Below are 19,404 nucleotides of genomic sequence, written 5' to 3' on the forward strand. Positions count from 1 at the left end.
CATGAGCCGCTGCGGCACGTGAAAAGCTTGTAATTATGACCCTAATCACACAGATGTTGCATGGACGTTGCACTCGTCCATGCCAAACGGGCTAAGAGCACGTGGCTTACGGGTGGACGGCCCGCTCGTCGCTGCCGTGTGCCGGTGCCATCTTGCCCAAATCGGCGATACGCAGGGGCGTGAATTTTCCGGTACTTTCGGCATCGACCACTCGCGCAGTCACACACACGTGATCTCCACCATCGTCGACAATCGACAGACGCTCAACCACCATGCGGTTGGGACAATCCTGCAGCAACGGCACGCCGTGTTCCGCATCGGCTGCTACGTCCAGGTCGGCGAATTTATCGGTATCGTCACCCGAGCGGGTCGCAAAATGTTGGGCCAGCGGGAGGTCTTCGGCGGTCAAAAAGTGCACGGCGAAGTGGGTTGCCAACAGCCCGGCTCGATAGGTGTGGTTGGCTTTGGACAGCCAGAAGCAGTACTGCTGCGGAGCAATACTCGACTGTGTGTGGTAACCGACCAAACAGCCTGCCTGAATGTCATCGGCAACGGTCGTGACCACCACTGCGGCAGAATTTACCGAGCCCATCAACGAGGTAAATGCCTTACTACTCATGACCGGAACCCTCCTTCGCTACTTCGTACCGCAGAAAGAGGGTGTGCTCCTCGCCTTTGACGGATTTTAGCTCGAAATGATGGACGCCCCCGCCGTCGGGCATGATGCCAACGGGGAGGTTGTCACCGCCCATGACCGGGGCAATCGATAAGCACAGTTCATCGAGGCGTTCTGCGGCAACGAACTCGCCCAATAGGGTTGGACCACCTTCACACAACACCACCTCGTGCCCGCGTTCGGCCAGGGCCTGCAGTGCCGCTGCAGGTTCAACACGTTCTTCACCCGCAATGACTACGGTCGCATGCTTTTTGGCTTCTGCAAGCTTGTCGGGATCCGCAGCTGCACTCGTGATGATCATGGTTGGCGCATGCTCGGGTGCCGCTTTGAACAGTTTGAGATTCCAGTTCAGATTCAGGCTACCGGTGACCACCGCGACCGGTGGCGTTGGCGGTTTTCCTTCGGCCTCGCGCTGGGCTTTGGCCTCATCGGAGAGTCGCACCAGGCCATAGCCTTCCTTGCGAACCGTTTCGGCGCCGACGAGAACGACGTCGGCAATCTGACGCATTTGCCGGAAAAGTTTTTGGTCAACTTCGGTGGATAATGCCCCGACTTTGCCATCGATTGCTGCGGTGCCATCGAGGCCCGCAACCATGTGGCCGGTGACCCAGCATTCGTGCCTGGGCCCAGACCGATCGACCGCAAGGTAGGGTTCCATGGGATCTGGGATGTCTTTGCCAAATTCGAGATGCTTCATGGTGTGAGTCTATGGGCTATGCCGATCCCTGTCAGTGGCACAGCGGCTCGGCAGAACGCCGGGATTTGTTAGGGTGCAGACAGAAGCGATCTATCACCCAATCTCCGTCAGGAGGACTCGATGATTGACTCACTGCAGCTCAACGATAACCTGATCACCATCAAGGTCAGCGGCACCGTAGACCGCGATGATTGGCAACAGGTCACCGATATGGTCAACGAGGCGCTGGAACACCACGAACGGGTCTCCGTGTTGGCTGATCTGACCCACCTCGACAGCTTTACCGCCGGCGCGGTCTACGAAGACACCAAATTGGGCATCAAGAACCTGGGCTCACTGGATCATTTCGATAAGATCGCTGTGCTCACCGAGCAGCAGTGGCTGGAACGCGGTGCCCAGGTGGCCGAAAAGCTGCTGCCCAACGTCGATGTGCGCGTCTTCGACACCGCCGAGACCCAGCAAGCACACCGGTGGGTCACCAACGCTTCCTAGACCCCGTCTTCTCATCTGCGTCTCATTTCTCTGGGTCATAATGGACGCATGTCTCGCATCATTTCGTCCCGGCTCGCGTGGACGGTGGCGGCCATTGCAGCAGTCGTCACCGGGAGCCTCTTCGTCCAAGACGTCGTGGCCGGTCCAGACGACCGCGACCTCGGCCCGGTCGTAGAAAACACCCACGAACCTGCTCCGGCCCCATCGCCGACGCCCTCCGAGACACCCACCCCTTCGCCAGAGCCCACGCCCGAACCCACTGCGGAGCCGGAACCTGAGCCTGCCCCGCCGAGTCATCCGGTCGCCCCCGCTCCCCCGGTCGATGTCGAATACGACGACGATTGGGATGACGATGACTGGGACGATGACGACGACGATTGGGAGGACGATGACTGGGACGACGACGATGACGACTGGGATGATGACGACTGGGACGACGATGACTGGGACGACGATGACGACGACTAATGCACGGGGCAGAGCCTCCGGCACCAGGTTATCGATCCGGGCCCGGTTATTGATCGGCATACTGCTCCTCACCGGAGCGACCCTACTGATCGCCGGCGCTGTGAACTATGTAATCGAGCGCCAGCGCCTCGAGACCCAGATGGACGAATCGCTGGCCCGTGACGTCGAAGATTTCCGCGTCCTAGCTGATACCGGTATCGACCCTGAAACCCAAGAACATTTCACCCGGGCGGCCGACCTGATGTACACGGCCATGCAGTACAACCAGCTGTCCGAAACACAGAGCGTGATCGGTATGCAGGACGGCGAGATCATCTGGAGCGCCCCCGAAAACGTCTCGCTGCGCCTGGAAGAAGATGCCGACTTCGTTGACTGGGCCGCAACGGTCGAACCAGAATCGGCTTACATCACCACGGTGGAAACCGACCGTTCCACCTACCGTGCCGCCGTGGTCCCCGTACACCTCGCCGAAGACTCCGAACCCGGTATCTATATCGAAGCCGCCGACCTAGAGGCCGAGCTTCGTGAGGTGCACATGTCGTTGGCCATCTTCATTGGCGCCGGGGCCGGAGCCCTGCTGATCGGCGGCATTACAGCCTGGTTGTTGGTGGGGCGCATGCTCCAACCCGTTCGGGACCTGCAGGCCACCGCCCAACGGATTTCAGAAGAAGAACTCGATTCCCGCATCCAAGTGCGCGGTCACGACGAATTCGCCGAACTCACCGAGACCATCAACAACATGCTGGACCGGCTACAACTGGCGCTGGAGCAGCAAAGCCAGCTGCTCGACGATGTCGGGCATGAGCTGCGCACCCCGATCACCATTATCCGCGGCCATTTGGAACTCATGGATAGCAACGATCCAGAAGACGTCGCACAGACCCGCGATATCGGACTCGACGAGCTGCAACGCATGTCACTACTGGTCAATGACCTGGTGACCCTGGCGCAGTCCAACACCACGGACTTCATCCGGCCAGCACCCACCGATATCGGCGAACTCATGCACGATATCCATGCCAAAGCTCAAGCCCTGGGCCCACGAGATTGGACACTGACCGCACGAGCGCACGGCTCCGTCACCGTGGATACGGCTCGGCTCACCCAGGCTGTGCTGCAGCTGTGCGCTAACGCCGTCAAATTCTCTGAACCCAATACTTCGGTGGAGCTAGGCAGTACCTTCCGCCACAGCGATGGTACCGGCACCGAGCTCTGCCTATGGGTCGCTGACTCAGGCATCGGCATCACGCCGGAAGATCAGCAGGGTATTTTCAAACGGTTCGGTCGTGGTTCAAGCGGTGAACGCACCCAGGGTTCCGGTCTGGGCCTCAATATCGTCTCGGCCATTACCGCCGCACACGGCGGCACAATTCACGTCGAATCAACGCCGGGCGCCGGCTCGATTTTTATCATCACCATTCCGCTGGAACCGACCGATGCATCCGATACGCTACCTGATACGACACGTTCGACGCAGCCATCCGAAGACCAGGAGTCCGAGTAGTGAACAGAATCCTTATTGTCGAAGATGAACCACGCATCAGCTCGTTCCTCTCCAAAGGACTAAAGGCCGCAGGGTTCACTCCGCTGGCCGTCGCGACCGCCACCGAGGGCCGTGAACAAGCCGGTACCGCAACCTTCGATCTGGTCATTTTGGACCTGGGCCTACCCGATGGCGACGGGTACAGTGTGCTGAGCTATATTCGATCGTTAGGCCTGGACATACCGGTGATTATTTTGACGGCGCGCAACTCGATACACGATACCGTGACCGGCCTGCAGTCCGGGGCCGACGACTACATGGCCAAACCATTCCACTTTGATGAACTGTTGGCCCGTGTCCAATTGCGGCTGCGTTCTGAACCGCAGGAAGCTGAAGTTTCGATCCTCACCCACAACGGGCTGCAACTTGATTTGCTGCGCCGAGTGGCGACGGTCAACGACGTCGAAGTCGATCTTTCGGCCCGCGAATTTGAACTCGCCGAAACATTTTTGCGTCATCCCGGCCAGGCGTTATCTCGAGAACAGTTACTTTCCCGTGTATGGGGTTACGACTATGACCCCGGCTCCAACGTGGTAGACGTCTACGTCCGGTACCTACGCAATAAGCTAGGTACCGGACGTTTTGAAACGGTTCGCGGCGTCGGCTACCGACTCTCCACCAAAGTCTGAGATTGCGTTAGGCCACCCGAGCCCATTCGTGACGCTTCATCAGTCGCGACCACTTATTGGCTGGTAGTTCTGGATTCAACGCCGCCACCCCCAGACAATATTTCGACATGCTCACCGGGCGGATCCCCAGCTCCGATAATGCCAGGTCAGAGACTCCCCGACCGTTGCTGGTTTTCGTTTCGACCACCACCATATCTGGGCCGTGCACCTTCGCTTCGCTGTCCTTGTAGCGCAGTTCGACGTCACTGGTCACGCGCTCGCCGTCCGTTGAATTCACCAGGGTTGCCCGAACATAGGAGTTGTGCAGCACCGCTTCAAGTTCTGGAACAGTCTGCCCGTATTCTTCGGCCAACACCTGGGCCGCGAATTCCAGGTTCTGCGGTGTCAGCTGACGAGCATCATCGACCGGCTGTTCACGGCGGTGCTTCACCGTGGCGCCGAGACGTCCCTTGGTTTTGATCTCGAACATACACAGATCGGAGTCCACATACGTCCGCGAGCGCACCTTATATCGGCGCCGGCGACCCTGGCGGTGTGCCCGGTATTGCTCGAAATCCGGGGTATCGAAATATGTTGAGCGGTATTGAAAGCTGCGGATCCCGTCGATTTCCATCACGGAGAATTCCTCGCCTAACCGGTCGGTGAATGCCGCAAACTGGGTGGGTGTCAGTAAGAATTTCTTATCCACCCGGGTTTGCAGTGCAGCGGTTTCCATGACGTCGGCAAGCGAGATACTTGCTCGGTCTGTCACCGCCGCATCGAGTGCTTCACGCGCGCTGTTTTGTGCCATATTCATATCCGCTTGCTGCATGGTTATCGCACCCGAGTCGATGAAACGCTCGCCGGACCCTGCGCGAGACCGTAAGTCGGCTGCTGCGCTGAAATGGGCGAATAATTCGTATCGGAGGCGTTGCCTTTCCGTGGCTTCTTGGGTGCCGGGATGTTGTCGACCGGGCCGTTAGGGCTGTAACGCACATCAACGATCGTGAGGTCCCGGACCATATCCAGTTCCAGTACCACCGTGCGCAAGACTTTGGCATCGAGGAGCTGCTCCAAAGCATCGATCTGTTGGTGTTCTTCAGGGTAGGCCCGGTCCAGGGTGACCATTTGGCGCTGCGTATTTTTTCCAACACCGTGATGATCGACAACGTACATGATCAGCACCAGGCTCGCGGTGATCACGGGTGAAACCCACGCTGGATCCGGGTGCAGGCCGTTGAGCAGACCGATCGCCAGTGAAATGAAGTAGTATGCGACTTCTTCCTGGGTGAGCGTATCGGAACGCAACCGAATGATCGACAAAATGCCAAAGAGTCCGAGTCCCAGACCTAATCCGGCTTCAGATTCCGACAAGAGCAGTGTGACGGCGAAGATGCCCATGCTCAGCGCAACATAAGCCAGCGCAAGATCGCGCCGGTAGTGCCGCCGAAAATAGACGAAAAATACGAGAATTGCCATCCCGATAACGTTGGCCAGTAGCCCTACCCAGAGTGCCGTCATGATGTCTCCTTCATTCGTTTTGTGTTCGTGATGCTTTCACTCTAAAAACGTATTATGAGCCACAAAGTAGAAACTGATGAGAAACCTCTCATACACCTGCCGTTTACCTTGGCGGTACATTGCGGACATCGAGTCCGTGTCAGACGCCTCGCGGCTGGCTACGCTAGAAACAGCACAACAAGACGTTCTGATTTTCCACGACGAGATCGTGCCGAATCCAGCGTTTAAGGCCACCCACATTATGCCCAAAGATATTCGGTTTACCTTCTGACGCTAACGTCTCATGAACAGCCCCACGTTAGACTGAGCTGTTATTCCATCAACCGCAACACACCACTACCGCTATCCGGCAAGGAGCGCACAACATGCACATCAAAAATGCCGAACACCTTTTCGAACGTCAACTATCTCTAATCAATAGCGTCGAAGAACAGCTCAGCAAGGCCCTACCCCGTTGGGCCGAAGCAGTTGATCGCAAGGCGCTTGCCAAGGCTCTGAACCGCCACGCGGAAGAGACCCAGGGCCAGCTAGAACGGCTCGAACGTGCCGCCGAGAAAATTGACGACCTCCGGATCAAACGGATCAAAGACAACGCCTTCGCTGCCCTGGTGGAAGACACCGACGACATCATTGAAAGCACCGAAGAGGGCCCGATACGAGATGCCGCCCTCATCGGTGCCGTACGAAAGATTGAGCACTACGAAATCGCCGCTTATGGGACGCTTCGTGTACTCGCCAAACAGCTGGGCTACTCCAAAGTGCGAGACCTCTTGAAGGAAACCCTCGTCGAAGAGAAGGCCACTGATGAGAAGCTCACCGAGCTACTCAAGAAGAAGATCAAACCGGTAGCGGACTAACTGGTCCCCTACTGTGTTCGGATCTTGTTCTTTTGGATCTTGCCGGATCCGGTGCGCGGGAGTTCTTCGACGAACCACACGTCTCGCGGTCGGTGGGATGAATTCAGGTGTTGGCGCGCGTAGTTGAGGATCGATTCCCGGAGCTCAGCTTGCGCGGTCTCTGATTCCGGCGCCCCCTTGGTCGGAACCACGACGGCGGTCACCCGTTCGCCCCAGTCCTCGTCCGGTACACCGATGACAGCCGTCTCGAGCACGTCTGGATGATCCAGCACGACCTGTTCAACGATCACCGATGAGACGTTCTCGCCGCCGGATTTCACGATGTCCTTCAACCGATCTTTGAAAGAGAAAGCACCCTCGGTGTCAATACTGCCCACGTCTCCGGAGTGGAGCCAGCCGCCAGCAAAAACTGAGTTATCCGGTTTGAGATAGCCTTCCATGATGGCCGGACCACGCAACACCAGTTCCCCGTCCACCCCCGGTGACACGTGTTCGTGCGTGTTCGGATCCACAATGCTGGCTTCGGTATGCGCCGTCATCGTGCCCCAGGTGAACCGCTTGTCTTCGTCATAACCTGGCCACTGACACAGGGTACCCGGCGTCGCTTCGGTCATTCCCGACGCCATCACCAGATCGGCGTGTGGGAACCGATCGCGCAGAGAACTGTAGAGGCTCTCGGGCACCGGCGCCATACCGTAGCCAAGGATTTCGAGGTGTTCGAGCATGTCGCCGGTTTTCACTGAATAGTCATGGATGGCCTGGAGCATGATCGGCAGCCCCATGCCGTGCGTGGTTTGGGATTCTTGGACGGTGCGTCCAAAGACTTCAGGGTCAAAGCCCGAGAGCATATGCACTCGGCCGCCCATCTGCAAAAACGGGATGACAATCATATTTAGCGCGGCAGTATGGAATACCGGCAGTGCAATAGTGGTGACCGGCTGCTGCTCGCGGCGTTGAATATTCAGCGTGGTCGCACTCGAGAGCCCAGAAATATAGACGGTCAAATGCGATGTCATGATGCCCTTCGGATCCGAGGTTGATCCAGACGAGAACAGGCACTGTGCAATCTGACGGTCAGCAATCGCTATCTCTAATGGCGCATCGACTTCGACGTCATCGCCGGCAAAGCGTTCCGCAGTGGCAACGAACGCATCAAAATCATGCAACTGAGCTCCGGGGAATCCGTTGGCCAGCGCTTCGTGTTGTGCGCCGATGACGACCACATGCTCTACAAAAGGAATCAGTTCAGCGGCAGACGTGAGTACGGGGAGCAGGTCTACATGGATCACGATGACCTTTGGTTCAGTTTGCTTCAAGGCATAGACCACATGATGTTCACCGCCCAGCATGTTCACCAGGGTAGCTGCTGCACCCATTTTGGTGATGCCGAAATAGGCGACCATGTATTCTTTGCAGTTTGGGGCCATCACCGCCACGGCTTCGCGAGCGGCAACACCGACACCTACCAGGGCGTGAGCAAACCGGTTGGCTTGTGTTTCCAACTGGTTGTAGGTCAATTCTCCGCGGGCATCGACCAGGGCCCTGCGGTCACCATAGGCCTTGGCCGCGCGGGTTGGGATATCACCCACCGAGGTGCGGCGCGCCAGGGCGTGGTCAAGTTCAAAGCCTTCGAGAGACTCCGGATTGTCGATATTAAAAATTGGGAACTTCATGTACGTTGAGAACTCCTAGGTGCAGCCGCAGAATGCTGTGACATACGTCATCATACTGGACTGATTTGGAGTTATCCATCTGTACTCAATCCCATGCGGGCAAACAGTCGGGCAGCACCTGCTCGAGCACTCTGGGCGATAACCTCCCCGGAGTCGGGGTCGCCGTGCAGCAACGACTTCGCCAGTCCTTTCGCTTGTGCACTGGCAATGTGTGCCGGCAGCGGTGGCGTATTGGGATCGGTTTTGACGCTCAAGACCACCGGTCTGTCCGCGGCAAACGCTTGGTCCCAGGCCGCATCAATGTTTTCTGGGTCTTCGACCCGAATACCTTTGAGACCCAGCAATTCGGCGTACCCGGCATAGTCCATCGGTTCCACGAGTTGTGCGGTGTCCCAGCGCGGGTCACCTGCGATTCGCATCTCCCACGAGACCTGGTTAAGGTCACCGTTATCGATCACTAAGACGATAAACGTGGGGTTATCCCATTCGTGCCAGTGTCGTTTGACCGTGAGCATGCCGTTCATCCCCAGCATCTGAAAGGCGCCATCACCAATGGTGCAGACCACGGGGCGATCCGGGTGCGCAAATTTTCCGGCCATGGCATACGGCATGGCACCAAGCATCGAGGCCATTCTGCCCGAGAGGCTCCCCATCTGATTGCGCCCAAGTTTAATGTGGAATCCGTACCAGTCTGCGGTACTTCCAGCATCGGCGGTAATAATCGCATTTTGGGGCAGTTTGTCATTCAGGGACGTAAAGACCCGGCGTGGGTTAATAGGTTCGGCTTTGGTCTGGGCTATTCGGTCATTTTCCGCATCCCAGTCTTGCATCTGTTCTGCAATCGACTCCTGCCAGGCGGTGTCATGCTGTTGCAGATGCGGCAGCAGTGCCGTCAACGTTGTTTTTGCGTCGCACCACAGGTTCACGTCGGTGGGATAGCGAATGCCAAGATGGCGCGGCGACAGATCGATCTGGACTGCGCGCGCCTGCCCGGTGGGAGGTAAAAACTCTCCATAGGGGAAATTGGTTCCCACCATCAGTAAGGTGTCGCAGTTTTGCATCATGTCATAGCTGGGGCGGGAACCCAGCAGACCAAGTTGTTGGGTGTGATAAGGCACGTCGCCTGGCACAGCTTGTTTACCCAGCAGCGCAGTAGTGATCCCGGCTCCGAGTCGCTCAGCGACTTGTAATACCTCATCGGTTGCTCCGATAGCACCCTGCCCCACCAGCATCGCGACTTTTTCACCAGAGTTGAGCACTTCGGCGGCTTTGGCCAGAGCCGAATCGTCAGGAGCAAACTGGTCTTCAACGTAGCCCACGCCGCTGCGAGAAACGAAATGTTCAACAGCGGGCTCTTCCATTTCGAGGTTTTGTATATCGGCGGGAAGAACGATAACGGCGGGTCCGCGATACGCTTTGGCCATTCGGATGGCCTTGTCGACCACCAGTTGGGTGTGCATCGGCGTCGTTATGGTCTGCACAAAAACGGCGACGTCGCTGAACGCACGCTCGAGATTGAATTCTTGCTGGAACTCGCTACCCAGCGCTACTCGACCTTGTTGTCCGACAAGTGCTACAACCGGTGCGTTATCACCCTGAGCATCGTATAGACCGTTCAGCAGGTGCAGTGCCCCGGGACCCGAGGTAGAAATGCACACGCCGACCTCGCCGGTGAAGTTTGCATGTGCGGTCGCCATGAACGCGGCTTCTTCTTCATGCGTTGACCGTATGTAGCTAAAGTTTTTGCCTTCTCGCTGGGCACGGCCCATCGCGCCATCAAAACCGCCGATACCATCACCTGGGTAGCCGTACCACTGATGTAATTCCCATTGGATCAGCCGATCAATTATAAAGTCACTAACTGAAGTTGCCATTTCATCACCCTCCTGGGCGCCGAATTGAGCATGCTGTCATACCGGGGCCGATAGGCTACACCGGCATTTTTCACCCTGCGTCGCCGCAACCGCTGTTGCTAGACCCGATGATCAACTGGTCCCTTTGGTGGCAGACTGCCGGTGGCGACCTATGGTTGTCATCAGTCGTTGGGCACGACCTTGAATCGGCGGGCGGTCAGCGCCGGATTCGTGGCCCTGGCATTGGCAATGCGGTCGGACTTCAATTCGGCCTGCACAATGCCGACTTCTTCGCCGATGGTTACGATAGCAATGCCCATCGGATCGATAATCGAACTGTGGCCGGATCCGGTTGGCGCCGACTGATCTGCGGCTAGAACGTACACGGTGTTTTCAATGGCGCGAGCCTGCAAGAGCGTCGTCCAGTGGAACTCTTTGAGTGGGCCTGGCACCCACTCGGCTGGTAACGCCAATACATCAGCGCCCGCATCGACCAGCATGCGCGAAACTTCTGGAAACCGCAGGTCGTAGCAGGTCTGCATGCCGATCTTCAGACCATTGATCTCGAGTAACTGCGGTTCTTGTATCTCGCCGGGATTGACCCAGGTGGACTCCTGGGTCCCGAACGCATCGTAAAGGTGCAACTTGCGGTAGACCGCTCGTATCTGCCCATCTTTAATGCCCACCAACGTGTTGTAGATGCGGCCTTGACCGTCGGACTCATTCACGCCTGCGATGATTGCAATACGCCGCTGAACACTGAGCTCGCACAAGGCCGTCACCGACTCCCCGTCGAGCGCTTCGGCACTATCGACAAAGGATTTATCGATCACAAGGTTGGTAAACGTTGCATACTCGGGCAACACCGCCAGTTCAGCACCGGCATCAGCTGCTTCGGATACCAGCTGTCGAATCTGTTCGAGATTTACTGTTTTGTCGGTGGTCGGCGCAAATTGGATCACTGCTGCAACAAGACTCATGCGGTTCCCTTAGGTATCGGCTTTCACAGAAGCCTAACCGAGACCGACCCCCACGAGAAGCAGCCACCTTGTGTAGTTTGCAAAGGAGAAGGAACAGCTCCCCAACGATCGCTATGTGACTGATAAATAGCTAGTACCAGTAATCGACACAACTCGCGCGCGATGCTAGGATCGTTCATAACATGACCGGTTCCGCTACCCACCTCGGTGGGAGCCCAGGGCCGGTCCTTGCTTTATCTCTGCAGGACAATACTGGTGAGCCCTCCAACGAAGCTATTTAAAACATACGCAGAACAAATTGAGCTGCTGCAACTACGCGGGATGACCATAAAAGATCCCGATCGGGCAGAAAAACTGCTGCGTAAAGTGAGCTACTAGCGCTTATCAGGCTACTGGTTCCCATTGCGGGAATTTGAGCCAGAGACCCAGCAAAGCATCGACGTATTTTGCAACGGGACTACCTTCGAACTGATAAGCAATCTTTATCACTTTGATGAGAAACTTCGTCACACCGTTTTTAGCGAGCTCTCAGCGATTGAACTAGCGGTCCGCGCAATGCTTGGCCACTCCCTCGGACGTATAGACCCCTTGGCCCACTTGGATCCTGACAAGCTGGGAGCTAGAGCTAAGCAACAGACCTCGCGGTCTAACGCTGAGCCGGTACATGCAGTATGGCTCAGAAACTTCAAACGCGCACTCACGTCATCAAAAGAAGATTTCGTGAAACATCATAAGGCAAAATATGATGCGAAGCTACCTATATGGGCAGCTGTGGAAGTCATGGACTGGGGGGATGTTGTCGCATTTGTATTCAATGGCACCTAGTCCAGCCCGAAGGGAAGTCGCAAGCGCCTGTAACCTCACCCCACCTCAACTTGGGTCGTGACTCAAGTGCCTAAATATCCTCCGGAATTACGCTGCACATCATGCGCGCATGTTCAACCGGGTCTACGATATAAAACCAAAAGTCAGCGCAGATCCTAGGCTGAGTAACGTACAGGAAACCGGTAACAGACTTTTTGGGCAGCTAACACTCGTGCAATATCTCCATCGCCAACTCGGCATATCACCCGCTAAACGTCTTCCACAACTACTTGAAGAGTTCCCCTCGAATTCGCTCGTACCCTTCGACCGTTTAGGTACACCTCATAATTGGCGTGAACTATCCCTGTGGAAGTAGGTCCCAAAATCCCCGTCGCACCTTCACAGTCACCAGATTGCCTGTGTTTTGCACTTCGGTTAGTACAACCGCGTAAAGAATCGTACCTTCAGCTCCAATTAGCTCTCAGCCGTCGGAGTGGTCGGCGTTTCAGCAATGTGCCGACCGAGTGGGAATGGCTTTCGTAGCCCTAGGAACTCGACGGATTTTCCGCGTTCGGTATAGCGCTCATGAATCGCATCCAGCGTTGCGGCGGTGGATTGGTCCCAAATATTGGCTTGCCGCAGGTCGATCACGACATGCTCTGGGTCCAGCGCATAATCGAACTGGTTAGCCAGATCATGCGATGAGGCGAAGAACAACTGGCCAGTGACCAGATACGTTGCAGTCTCTGCGTCCTCGGTGCTGCGTTTGACGTGTGCGAAGTGGGATACGTGCCGGACGAAGGCGATCATCGCAGCCAGGACACCTAGGCCAACTCCGACCGCGAGGTTGCCGGTAATGACCGTTGGAATCACGGTGATGAGCATAACGACGGTCTCGGATACCGGCATATTCTTCAGCGTACGCGGTGCGATCGAGTGCCATTCGAAGGTCGCATAGGCAACGTACACCATGACGGCGACCAGTACGGCCATCGGCATCATGCCGACGATATCGCCCAGGCCAACGGCCAGAATCATCAGGGATAAACCGGCGATAAATGTCGAGAGTCTGGTGCGGGCTCCGGATGCGCGCACGTTGATCATGGTTTGGCCGATCATCGCACAGCCACCCATGCCGCCAAAGAAGCCGGCCAAGATATTTGAGGTTCCTTGCCCAACGGATTCGCGGGTTTTATTCGACGGTGTATCGGTGATGTTGTCGACCAACTGCGCCGTCATCAATGATTCGAGCAGCCCAACGACCGCCATGGTCAGGGCAGCGGGCAGAATGATTTGCAGTGTTTCGAGTGTGAACGGCACATCTGGAATGAGGAAAAACGGTAGCTCATTGGGCAGTTCGCCCTTATCTGCAACGGTAGGAACATCAAGACTAAAGATGACGACGATTAGCGTGACGACCACGATGGCTACCAGTGGTGCTGGAATAGCCGCACTGACTCTGGGCCACAAAAAGATGATGACCAGCCCAAGCGCAAAGAGCGGGTAGACGGCCCAGGGAACATCAATCAGATCCGGCAGTTGTGCAACAAAAATGAGGATAGCAAGTGCGTTCACGAAACCCGTCATGACCGATTGCGGAATGAACCGCATCAGCTTGGCGACCCCGATGACCCCGAACAGAATTTGTAACAGCCCAGCCAGAATGACCGTGGCAAAGAGGTATTGCACGCCGTGAGAAGCAACCACCGGTGCGATCACCAGCGCCGTTGCGGCTGTGGCGGCGGAGATCATCGCGGGACGGCCCCCGACAAACGCGATGGACATGGCCATTACAGCCGCGGCGTAAAGACCGACCTTGGGATCGACGTCTGCGATCAATGCAAACGCGATGGCCTCTGGGATGAGTGCCAATGCGACGACGAGGCCCGCGAGAATTTCGGTGCGCAGCCAGGCCGGACGCTTGAAGGTTTCTCGAACGGATTGGCGTTGGGCTGGAGTGACCTGCGCCGCGGACATATACACCTCTGAATGACTTGCCTATTCAGGCACGCCGAAGTGGGCATAGGGGCCTGAGTGAACATAGGTATTCTACCAATGACGTGATGGACGCACGTACTTGGTCGTTACCATCAGCTCCCGGCTAGAAAAACGCGCAGCACACCCTGGCCGCTACACAAAATGCGGTGGGGGCTAGCCTTCCCAGGTGGCATACGGCGCGAAGTCATCCGAGAGCGCCTCGAGAACTTTTTCAACTTGACCCTCGGCCACCGCGTCCATCAGCACAGAAAATGCTGCGTGGGTGCGGCGCTGGCTTTCACCCAGTGTCGCATCGAGGTGTTTGGCGACGCGGCGCACCATATCTGATGCATCAAATTGTTCCTTGATCACAGGGTCGCCAACGGCTAACACTTCAGCGAGTTCTTTGGGCAATTGAGCCGCAAAATTATCGCGCTCCTCTCCCAGGTCCCGCAGCGCCAATGTTTCCAGTACGGCAATGACGGTGTCGTGTGCGTCCTGGGATGAATCGAGTTCGCCACGCTGTTGCACGCGTTCAATAATTTCGGTGGTCTGCATGATTCCTCCTTGAAAATACGTTCGATGGGCAATTGGAGTTCTCTGTCCATTGTGGGCTGATAAACCCCCGAGTTGGCAACAGCTGTTAGCTGACGGTCAGACAACGCGAGTAGTGTAGGCCCATGACTGAACACAAGAATTCTTCCGACGACGTCACCGAAGTCGACACCGGTCCCTTCACGATCAGCTACCGCGTGTGGGTCAACGCAGAGCCTGCAGACCTGTGGCAACTTGCCTCAAATCCGCACCGTCACCACGAGCTGGATGGCGGTGGAAACCTCTCCGCACGAGTGACCGGGCCTGAACAACTCGCCGAGGGTGACACCTTCAACATTTGGATGCGCCAGTATGGGGTGCGCTACACCCTCAAAATGCGTGTGGTGTCAGCTGATCCAGAACGTGAAATTGCCTGGCAGCACCCCGGAAAACACATCTGGCGCTGGGCTTTCACCCCTGCCGACACCGGCGGCACCTGGGTGACCGAAACCTTCGACTACACGCAGGTAGCACCCATCATGATTCGTGGGTTTAACTGGTTGGGCATTTTCCATAACAACGCGAAGAATATCCGGGCCTCACTCCGCGATCTGCAACAACGCTTTCGCTAATCCCGTTTTCCACAGCGAGCCGCAGCCGCACCCGTTGCCCACATTCTGTCGGCAAACTCTGCGGAGGTGGGTCTCGAGTGCTGAAGTCGAGGTATGACACAGCAACTCGGATCCGGGGTGAACCCGGCAGCACTCATCGACCAGGCGCACGGGCTCCTCGCCGAGGCAATCACCACATACCGCCAACCCGAGGCCTATTCGAAGCTCGCTCGGTTTATCGTGGACCAAGCCTCCATCGATTGGGGAACTGTCTGGGGTACCGGCATTGAGCCGTCCGAAGGAACCGCACAAGTCCCGGATGTCCCATTTCCGGTGCTGTTGCGCAACGTCGAGCAGCTGTCGCGTCAGATCAATGTCCTGCAAACGTTATTGGTTGGTTTCGCTTCGACCGCGTACTACTCAGATATTGAGCGTGCTGAAATCTTTGGCATGCCAGCAGGTAAGACAGCGTTTCGGAATATCGCTGAGTTCCTTCGAGACTCTTTAGGGATCACGCTGCGGGACGCTAAATCGCGAGTGAAGTTAGCCGGCCACCTCTCCCCCGCGCCGAGCTTGGACGGCGGGCACCGGCCCGACTCACCGTATCCCGAGGTTGCCAAACGCTTTCTGGAGGCCTCGATTGATGCCTCTGCCGCAGAGATTGTCGTGGACACCATCAATCAGGTGGAACGCGAAGCGGCTCAAGCCAAAGTGTTGACACCCGAGGTCGAACAGCAACTTGTCGCTGGGCAGGACCACCTGGCAAAGCAGGCTGACGCGCTCGACCCCGATGGTCTTCGCCAGGTCGCCAAGCGTTGGTCGCAATACACCACGCACTGGTTTGAGCAGAACCACCCTCCTGACGACGAAGTACTCGACCGCAAGCGTGGGGCTTTCTATCGCGGTGAAGTTCAAGGTCTCCACAGTTGGATGCTTCGTGTCGACAGCCTATTTCACGAACGCCTGCGGGTTCTGGCCGCGGTAGTGAATAATCCCAATGCCACCTTTGAGCCGCTGAAGTCCCTGCTCGAAAAGCTCTTTGGCACAGCCCTGCCAAACTTCAGTAGCCCGGTCGGCCACAAGCCCCCGGCAGAAAACGGACAACAAGAGCTGTTGAGTGAAGACGAAGTCGGCACCCCTATTGCTGCGGCTGATGACCGGAATCGCCAGCAAAAACTCTTAGACGGTTTGACTGCGGTTTTCGACACCGGCATGTCTTTAGCCTCAACAACACTTCCCACCATGGGCGGGCTACCACCGCAACTCAGCGTCGTCATGGACTATCAGACGCTATACGATCAGCTCAGCCACGATTGCAATATCCAAGGCCCGTCTCAGCCCACAGCCACCAATTTCATTTCCCAAGCCCTGTTTACCGGCCCCATCTCGCCATCGTCGATCCGCCCACTATCCTGCGAGGCCGATTTGATCCCGGCGGTACTGGGGTCACAAGGTGCGATTCTGGATATGGGACGAAAAACTCGGCTCTTTACGACCGATCAACGGCGGGCGCTCATCGCGCGAGACCGCGGGTGTGCGGCGCCGAACTGTACGATTCCTGCACCCTGGTGCGATGCTCACCATGTCGAGGCGTGGAAACGTGGCGGCCCAACCTCGGTGGTCAATGCGACACTGTTGTGTTCGCATCATCACCACGCGGTGCACGCCGGCATGTGGCAAGTGACGATGAACGCAGGGATCCCCTGGTTCACTCCAGCACCGTATCTAGACCCTGATCAACGGCCTCGGCGCAATCGATTCTGGCGGTAAGCTGGAGCGACACCGAGCACTTCACTCGTGAGACGTGTGCATCCGCGCAAACTGTCGACTAGCAAAGGACGTCGGAGCCATGGCAAGAAAACCGTTCAATATGCCGCCCAAAGCTTTTGGCCCTGCCGAAGGCGACCCCAATGCTGATGTCACGGTTCTCACCGCCGATGATGCGCCAGCCCCACGTCAGGGCACACCACCTGCCATCACACGCAGACTCGAAGGTGACGGGGTGAACCTCATCTTCCTCACATTCACCCCGGGGCAAATGCTGCGTTCACACACCACGGCTCACCCGATCACAGTTCAAGCGCTCAAGGGATCACTGGTCCTCACGACCGACGACGGTGATATCGTCATGGAGCCGGGGACCGTCGTGCACCTGCGTGCGATGGTCGTCCATGAAGTGTCAGCCCCAGACGACGCCGAAGACACCAACGTTTTGCTGCTGAGCATGCTGACCGGCGAACGTCATTCCGAACCGACAGCAGAATAATCGCTAGTGCAGTGCGCTATCTGAGGTTCGCTCCTCAAAAATCATCACCGTTTGAGTATCGACCACACCGTCTAACGGTTGGATCTCATCAAACACCACGCGGCGCAGATCCGCATTATCACGTGCCCGCACCAGCAAAATGACGTCCATGGGACCACCGGTCAGTGTCACCTGCCAGATCTCTGGAATATCTAAGAGCTTCTGCCGCAGGGCACGCCAGTTATGTTGGCGCAGTTTAAGGATGACATGGGCCGAAGCGCCGAACCCTAAGCGTGCGTGATCAACCGAGATCGAATACCCGGTAATAACGCCGTGTTTCTGCAAATATTGGAGGCGCGAATAGCAGTGCGCTCGTGAGATGTGCACCTTCTCCGCGAGCGCAGTGACAGAAATCCGCCCGTCATCAGCCAATGCCGAGATAATGCGCCGATCGATCGTCTCCAACTGCGCAGCTTCCGTACTGCGTTGCTCCTCGGGCATCCCATCTCCAAAATGTAGGCCACACGCATCTATACGCTTCAATTTGTACACAATTCTATGGTGATATTGAAAAAATGTCTGCAGTTTGTGATTTGCATCCCACTTTTCGTTTCAAGTGACCATACTGGTGTTTACAGTACTCGCATCCAACTTGAAGGACGTGCCAGCCATGATGCCGGAGAACGCACAGCCTGATCCCACAGATGAAAAAGTCAAGAGACTTGGAATCAGCCTTGAGGACTATCTGCTGCCAACTCACGGTCGGATCCAGATGATTTCTGAATCCGGTGAGCTTTTGCCCGTAGACGAGCAAGGCTCCACACCAGGCCACGAATACCCCATGCCGACCACGCAAGAATTGCTCGACGGCTACCGCCAGCTGGTCATTGGCCGTCGGGTCAACGATCAGAACTATGCGCTGGTACGCCAAGGACGCATGGCAGTTTATCCGTCATCTCATGGGCAAGAAGCCTCTGAAGTTGCAGCCGCCCTGTGTCTGGAACCTCGCGACTGGCTCTTCCCCACCTACCGCGACACTGTTGCCGTCATCGCACGCGGTGTGGACCCCATGGAAGTAATGACCAACTTCCGCGGAAACTGGCATCAAGGCTATAACCCACATGAGAACAACACTTCGGTTCAATCAACACCACTGACCACACAGCTGTTACACGCCGTTGGGATGGCACACGCCGCCCGACTCCGGGGTGAAGAAATGGTAGTGCTGGGCATGGTCGGCGATGGCGGCACGTCGGAAGGTGACTTCCACGAAGCCCTGAACTTCGCCTCGGTGTTCAAACTGCCGGTGATCTTCTTTGTACAAAACAATAAGTATGCGATCTCCGTACCGCTCTCCCGCCAGACAGCTGCTCCATCGCTGGCGCATAAAGCTGTGGGTTACGGCATGGCCGGTGAACTCGTGGACGGCAATGACTTAGCTGCATTGCTCGCGGTGCTCGGTCGTGCCGTGAAACTTTGCCGTGAAGGTCGCGGCCCATTCCTGGTTGAAGCCGATACCTACCGGATGCAATCGCACACCAATGCCGACGACGCCACTCGTTACCGGGAAGGCGAAGAAGTCGATGAATGGACTAAGCGCGATCCACTGACACGTATGCGCACCTACTTGAAGCATGAAGGCGCTCTGACCGAGGAACTTGAATCGGAATATACCTCAGATGCTGAAACGGTCGCAGCATCGCTGCGGGACGCGATGGGCCAAGACGCTGAACTGAACCCGTTGGATCTCTTTGATCACGTCTACACAGTGCAAACACCACAGTTGGCTGAGCAACGGGCACAGTTGGCTGAAGAACTATCCCGCGACGCACACACCGAGCACCAGGGCTAAGAGGAGCACAACA

20 protein-coding genes and 1 pseudogene are annotated in these 19,404 nt (G+C 56.8%); 11 read left to right on the plus strand and 10 right to left on the minus strand.

The features are described 5' to 3' along the window. Window positions 1-106 precede the first annotated feature (106 nt). Together G583_RS0103585 and G583_RS0103590 are read right to left on the minus strand one after the other, a co-directional pair. Entirely contained in the window at window positions 107-619 is a 513-nt protein-coding gene (locus G583_RS0103585; RefSeq protein WP_022869830.1) for a flavin reductase family protein, read from the minus strand. Beyond that, window positions 612-1,373 carry a pyrimidine reductase family protein gene (locus G583_RS0103590; RefSeq protein ID WP_022869831.1) on the minus strand — a complete coding sequence of 254 codons (762 nt, stop codon included), beginning with the start codon at window positions 1,371-1,373 and terminating at the stop codon, window positions 612-614. Before G583_RS0103590 ends, G583_RS0103585 begins: the two co-directional genes overlap by 8 nt. 120 nt (window positions 1,374-1,493) lie before the next feature. Here G583_RS0103590 and G583_RS0103595 point away from each other — a divergent pair, with 120 nt between their 5' ends. From G583_RS0103595 to G583_RS0103610, 4 genes are read left to right on the plus strand one after another with little or no spacing between them, the layout of a single operon-like run. Next, entirely contained in the window at window positions 1,494-1,865 is a 372-nt protein-coding gene (locus G583_RS0103595) for a SpoIIAA family protein (RefSeq protein WP_022869832.1), read from the plus strand. 48 nt (window positions 1,866-1,913) lie between these two features. After that, window positions 1,914-2,333: a hypothetical protein gene (locus G583_RS16195; RefSeq protein WP_022869833.1), complete on the plus strand. Its 420-nt coding sequence runs from the start codon at window positions 1,914-1,916 to the stop codon at window positions 2,331-2,333. After that, a complete protein-coding gene (locus G583_RS14100; RefSeq protein ID WP_022869834.1) occupies window positions 2,320-3,837 on the plus strand; it encodes a sensor histidine kinase in 1,518 nt (505 codons plus the stop codon). Before G583_RS16195 ends, G583_RS14100 begins: the two co-directional genes overlap by 14 nt. After that, on the plus strand, window positions 3,837-4,505 hold the full coding sequence (locus G583_RS0103610) for a response regulator transcription factor (RefSeq protein WP_022869835.1): 669 nt from the start codon (window positions 3,837-3,839) through the stop codon (window positions 4,503-4,505). The genes G583_RS14100 and G583_RS0103610 overlap by 1 nt, the downstream gene beginning before the upstream one ends. Window positions 4,506-4,512: 7 nt before the next feature. Here G583_RS0103610 and G583_RS14105 read toward each other — a convergent pair whose 3' ends face one another. Both G583_RS14105 and G583_RS0103620 read right to left on the minus strand, forming a co-directional pair. Then, window positions 4,513-5,295, minus strand: a complete 783-nt coding sequence (locus G583_RS14105; RefSeq protein WP_245540568.1) for a polyphosphate polymerase domain-containing protein — start codon at window positions 5,293-5,295, stop codon at window positions 4,513-4,515. 23 nt (window positions 5,296-5,318) lie between these two features. Further along, window positions 5,319-6,005, minus strand: coding sequence for a DUF4956 domain-containing protein (locus tag G583_RS0103620; RefSeq protein WP_022869837.1), 687 nt, complete (start codon window positions 6,003-6,005; stop codon window positions 5,319-5,321). Between the two features lie 76 nt (window positions 6,006-6,081). Between G583_RS0103620 and G583_RS16685 the strand changes: the two genes are divergently transcribed. Further along, the gene (locus G583_RS16685; protein ID WP_022869838.1) at window positions 6,082-6,276 is read left to right on the plus strand and encodes a hypothetical protein; all 195 of its coding nucleotides are present in this window, start codon (window positions 6,082-6,084) and stop codon (window positions 6,274-6,276) included. 94 nt (window positions 6,277-6,370) lie between these two features. Then, complete coding sequence (locus G583_RS0103630) at window positions 6,371-6,862, plus strand: YciE/YciF ferroxidase family protein (protein WP_022869839.1); 492 nt, start codon at window positions 6,371-6,373, stop codon at window positions 6,860-6,862. An 8-nt stretch (window positions 6,863-6,870) separates the two neighbouring features. Here G583_RS0103630 and G583_RS0103635 read toward each other — a convergent pair whose 3' ends face one another. From G583_RS0103635 to G583_RS0103645, 3 genes are all read right to left on the minus strand, one after another. Then, window positions 6,871-8,535 (minus strand): class I adenylate-forming enzyme family protein, encoded by a 1,665-nt coding sequence (locus G583_RS0103635; RefSeq protein WP_022869840.1) that lies wholly within the window; start codon window positions 8,533-8,535, stop codon window positions 6,871-6,873. A gap of 71 nt (window positions 8,536-8,606) precedes the next feature. Further along, window positions 8,607-10,409, minus strand: coding sequence for a thiamine pyrophosphate-requiring protein (locus tag G583_RS0103640; RefSeq protein WP_022869841.1), 1,803 nt, complete (start codon window positions 10,407-10,409; stop codon window positions 8,607-8,609). 161 nt (window positions 10,410-10,570) lie between these two features. Beyond that, window positions 10,571-11,368 carry a carbon-nitrogen hydrolase family protein gene (locus tag G583_RS0103645; RefSeq protein WP_022869842.1) on the minus strand — a complete coding sequence of 266 codons (798 nt, stop codon included), beginning with the start codon at window positions 11,366-11,368 and terminating at the stop codon, window positions 10,571-10,573. A 390-nt stretch (window positions 11,369-11,758) separates the two neighbouring features. Here G583_RS0103645 and G583_RS17085 point away from each other — a divergent pair. Beyond that, window positions 11,759-12,193 (plus strand): annotated as a pseudogene (locus tag G583_RS17085) (Abi family protein); the annotation flags it as partial. A 453-nt stretch (window positions 12,194-12,646) separates the two neighbouring features. Here G583_RS17085 and G583_RS14115 read toward each other — a convergent pair. Both G583_RS14115 and G583_RS14120 read right to left on the minus strand, forming a co-directional pair. After that, entirely contained in the window at window positions 12,647-14,149 is a 1,503-nt protein-coding gene (locus G583_RS14115; RefSeq protein ID WP_022869843.1) for a SulP family inorganic anion transporter, read from the minus strand. A gap of 174 nt (window positions 14,150-14,323) precedes the next feature. Continuing rightward, on the minus strand, window positions 14,324-14,707 hold the full coding sequence (locus tag G583_RS14120) for a DUF2267 domain-containing protein (protein ID WP_022869844.1): 384 nt from the start codon (window positions 14,705-14,707) through the stop codon (window positions 14,324-14,326). Between the two features lie 122 nt (window positions 14,708-14,829). On the opposite strand from G583_RS14120, the gene G583_RS0103665 reads away from it, so the two are divergent. The 3 genes from G583_RS0103665 to G583_RS0103675 all read left to right on the plus strand — a co-directional run bounded on the left by G583_RS0103665 (window position 14,830) and on the right by G583_RS0103675 (window position 17,560). Beyond that, window positions 14,830-15,315 (plus strand): SRPBCC family protein, encoded by a 486-nt coding sequence (locus G583_RS0103665; protein WP_022869845.1) that lies wholly within the window; start codon window positions 14,830-14,832, stop codon window positions 15,313-15,315. Window positions 15,316-15,408: 93 nt separating this feature from the next. Next, window positions 15,409-17,064: an HNH endonuclease signature motif containing protein gene (locus G583_RS0103670; RefSeq protein WP_022869846.1), complete on the plus strand. Its 1,656-nt coding sequence runs from the start codon at window positions 15,409-15,411 to the stop codon at window positions 17,062-17,064. A 79-nt stretch (window positions 17,065-17,143) separates the two neighbouring features. Next, window positions 17,144-17,560: a cupin domain-containing protein gene (locus tag G583_RS0103675; RefSeq protein ID WP_022869847.1), complete on the plus strand. Its 417-nt coding sequence runs from the start codon at window positions 17,144-17,146 to the stop codon at window positions 17,558-17,560. 3 nt (window positions 17,561-17,563) lie between these two features. Here the strand turns inward: G583_RS0103675 and G583_RS0103680 are convergent, their stop codons facing one another. Beyond that, window positions 17,564-18,040 (minus strand): Lrp/AsnC family transcriptional regulator, encoded by a 477-nt coding sequence (locus G583_RS0103680; protein ID WP_022869848.1) that lies wholly within the window; start codon window positions 18,038-18,040, stop codon window positions 17,564-17,566. A 169-nt stretch (window positions 18,041-18,209) separates the two neighbouring features. On the opposite strand from G583_RS0103680, the gene G583_RS0103685 reads away from it, so the two are divergent. Beyond that, window positions 18,210-19,391, plus strand: coding sequence for a thiamine pyrophosphate-dependent enzyme (locus tag G583_RS0103685; RefSeq protein ID WP_022869849.1), 1,182 nt, complete (start codon window positions 18,210-18,212; stop codon window positions 19,389-19,391). Window positions 19,392-19,404: the final 13 nt, after the last annotated feature.

The sequence above is a fragment of the Yaniella halotolerans DSM 15476 genome (assembly GCF_000420805.1).
Lineage (GTDB): Bacteria > Actinomycetota > Actinomycetes > Actinomycetales > Micrococcaceae > Yaniella > Yaniella halotolerans.

Bases quoted from the DNA above. Each gene is read 5' to 3' on its own strand.
- G583_RS0103585 (WP_022869830.1), bottom strand. From the start codon at position 619: ATGAGTAGTAAGGCATTTACCTCGTTGATGGGCTCGGTAAATTCTGCC.
- G583_RS0103590 (WP_022869831.1), bottom strand. From the start codon at position 1,373: ATGAAGCATCTCGAATTTGGCAAAGACATCCCAGATCCCATGGAACCC.
- G583_RS0103595 (WP_022869832.1), top strand. From the start codon at position 1,494: ATGATTGACTCACTGCAGCTCAACGATAACCTGATCACCATCAAGGTC.
- G583_RS16195 (WP_022869833.1), top strand. From the start codon at position 1,914: ATGTCTCGCATCATTTCGTCCCGGCTCGCGTGGACGGTGGCGGCCATT.
- G583_RS14100 (WP_022869834.1), top strand. From the start codon at position 2,320: ATGACGACGACTAATGCACGGGGCAGAGCCTCCGGCACCAGGTTATCG.
- G583_RS14105 (WP_245540568.1), bottom strand. From the start codon at position 5,295: ATGGCACAAAACAGCGCGCGTGAAGCACTCGATGCGGCGGTGACAGAC.
- G583_RS0103620 (WP_022869837.1), bottom strand. From the start codon at position 6,005: ATGACGGCACTCTGGGTAGGGCTACTGGCCAACGTTATCGGGATGGCA.
- G583_RS16685 (WP_022869838.1), top strand. From the start codon at position 6,082: ATGAGAAACCTCTCATACACCTGCCGTTTACCTTGGCGGTACATTGCG.
- G583_RS0103630 (WP_022869839.1), top strand. From the start codon at position 6,371: ATGCACATCAAAAATGCCGAACACCTTTTCGAACGTCAACTATCTCTA.
- G583_RS0103635 (WP_022869840.1), bottom strand. From the start codon at position 8,535: ATGAAGTTCCCAATTTTTAATATCGACAATCCGGAGTCTCTCGAAGGC.
- G583_RS0103640 (WP_022869841.1), bottom strand. From the start codon at position 10,409: ATGGCAACTTCAGTTAGTGACTTTATAATTGATCGGCTGATCCAATGG.
- G583_RS0103645 (WP_022869842.1), bottom strand. From the start codon at position 11,368: ATGAGTCTTGTTGCAGCAGTGATCCAATTTGCGCCGACCACCGACAAA.
- G583_RS14115 (WP_022869843.1), bottom strand. From the start codon at position 14,149: ATGTCCGCGGCGCAGGTCACTCCAGCCCAACGCCAATCCGTTCGAGAA.
- G583_RS14120 (WP_022869844.1), bottom strand. From the start codon at position 14,707: ATGCAGACCACCGAAATTATTGAACGCGTGCAACAGCGTGGCGAACTC.
- G583_RS0103665 (WP_022869845.1), top strand. From the start codon at position 14,830: ATGACTGAACACAAGAATTCTTCCGACGACGTCACCGAAGTCGACACC.
- G583_RS0103670 (WP_022869846.1), top strand. From the start codon at position 15,409: ATGACACAGCAACTCGGATCCGGGGTGAACCCGGCAGCACTCATCGAC.
- G583_RS0103675 (WP_022869847.1), top strand. From the start codon at position 17,144: ATGGCAAGAAAACCGTTCAATATGCCGCCCAAAGCTTTTGGCCCTGCC.
- G583_RS0103680 (WP_022869848.1), bottom strand. From the start codon at position 18,040: ATGCCCGAGGAGCAACGCAGTACGGAAGCTGCGCAGTTGGAGACGATC.
- G583_RS0103685 (WP_022869849.1), top strand. From the start codon at position 18,210: ATGATGCCGGAGAACGCACAGCCTGATCCCACAGATGAAAAAGTCAAG.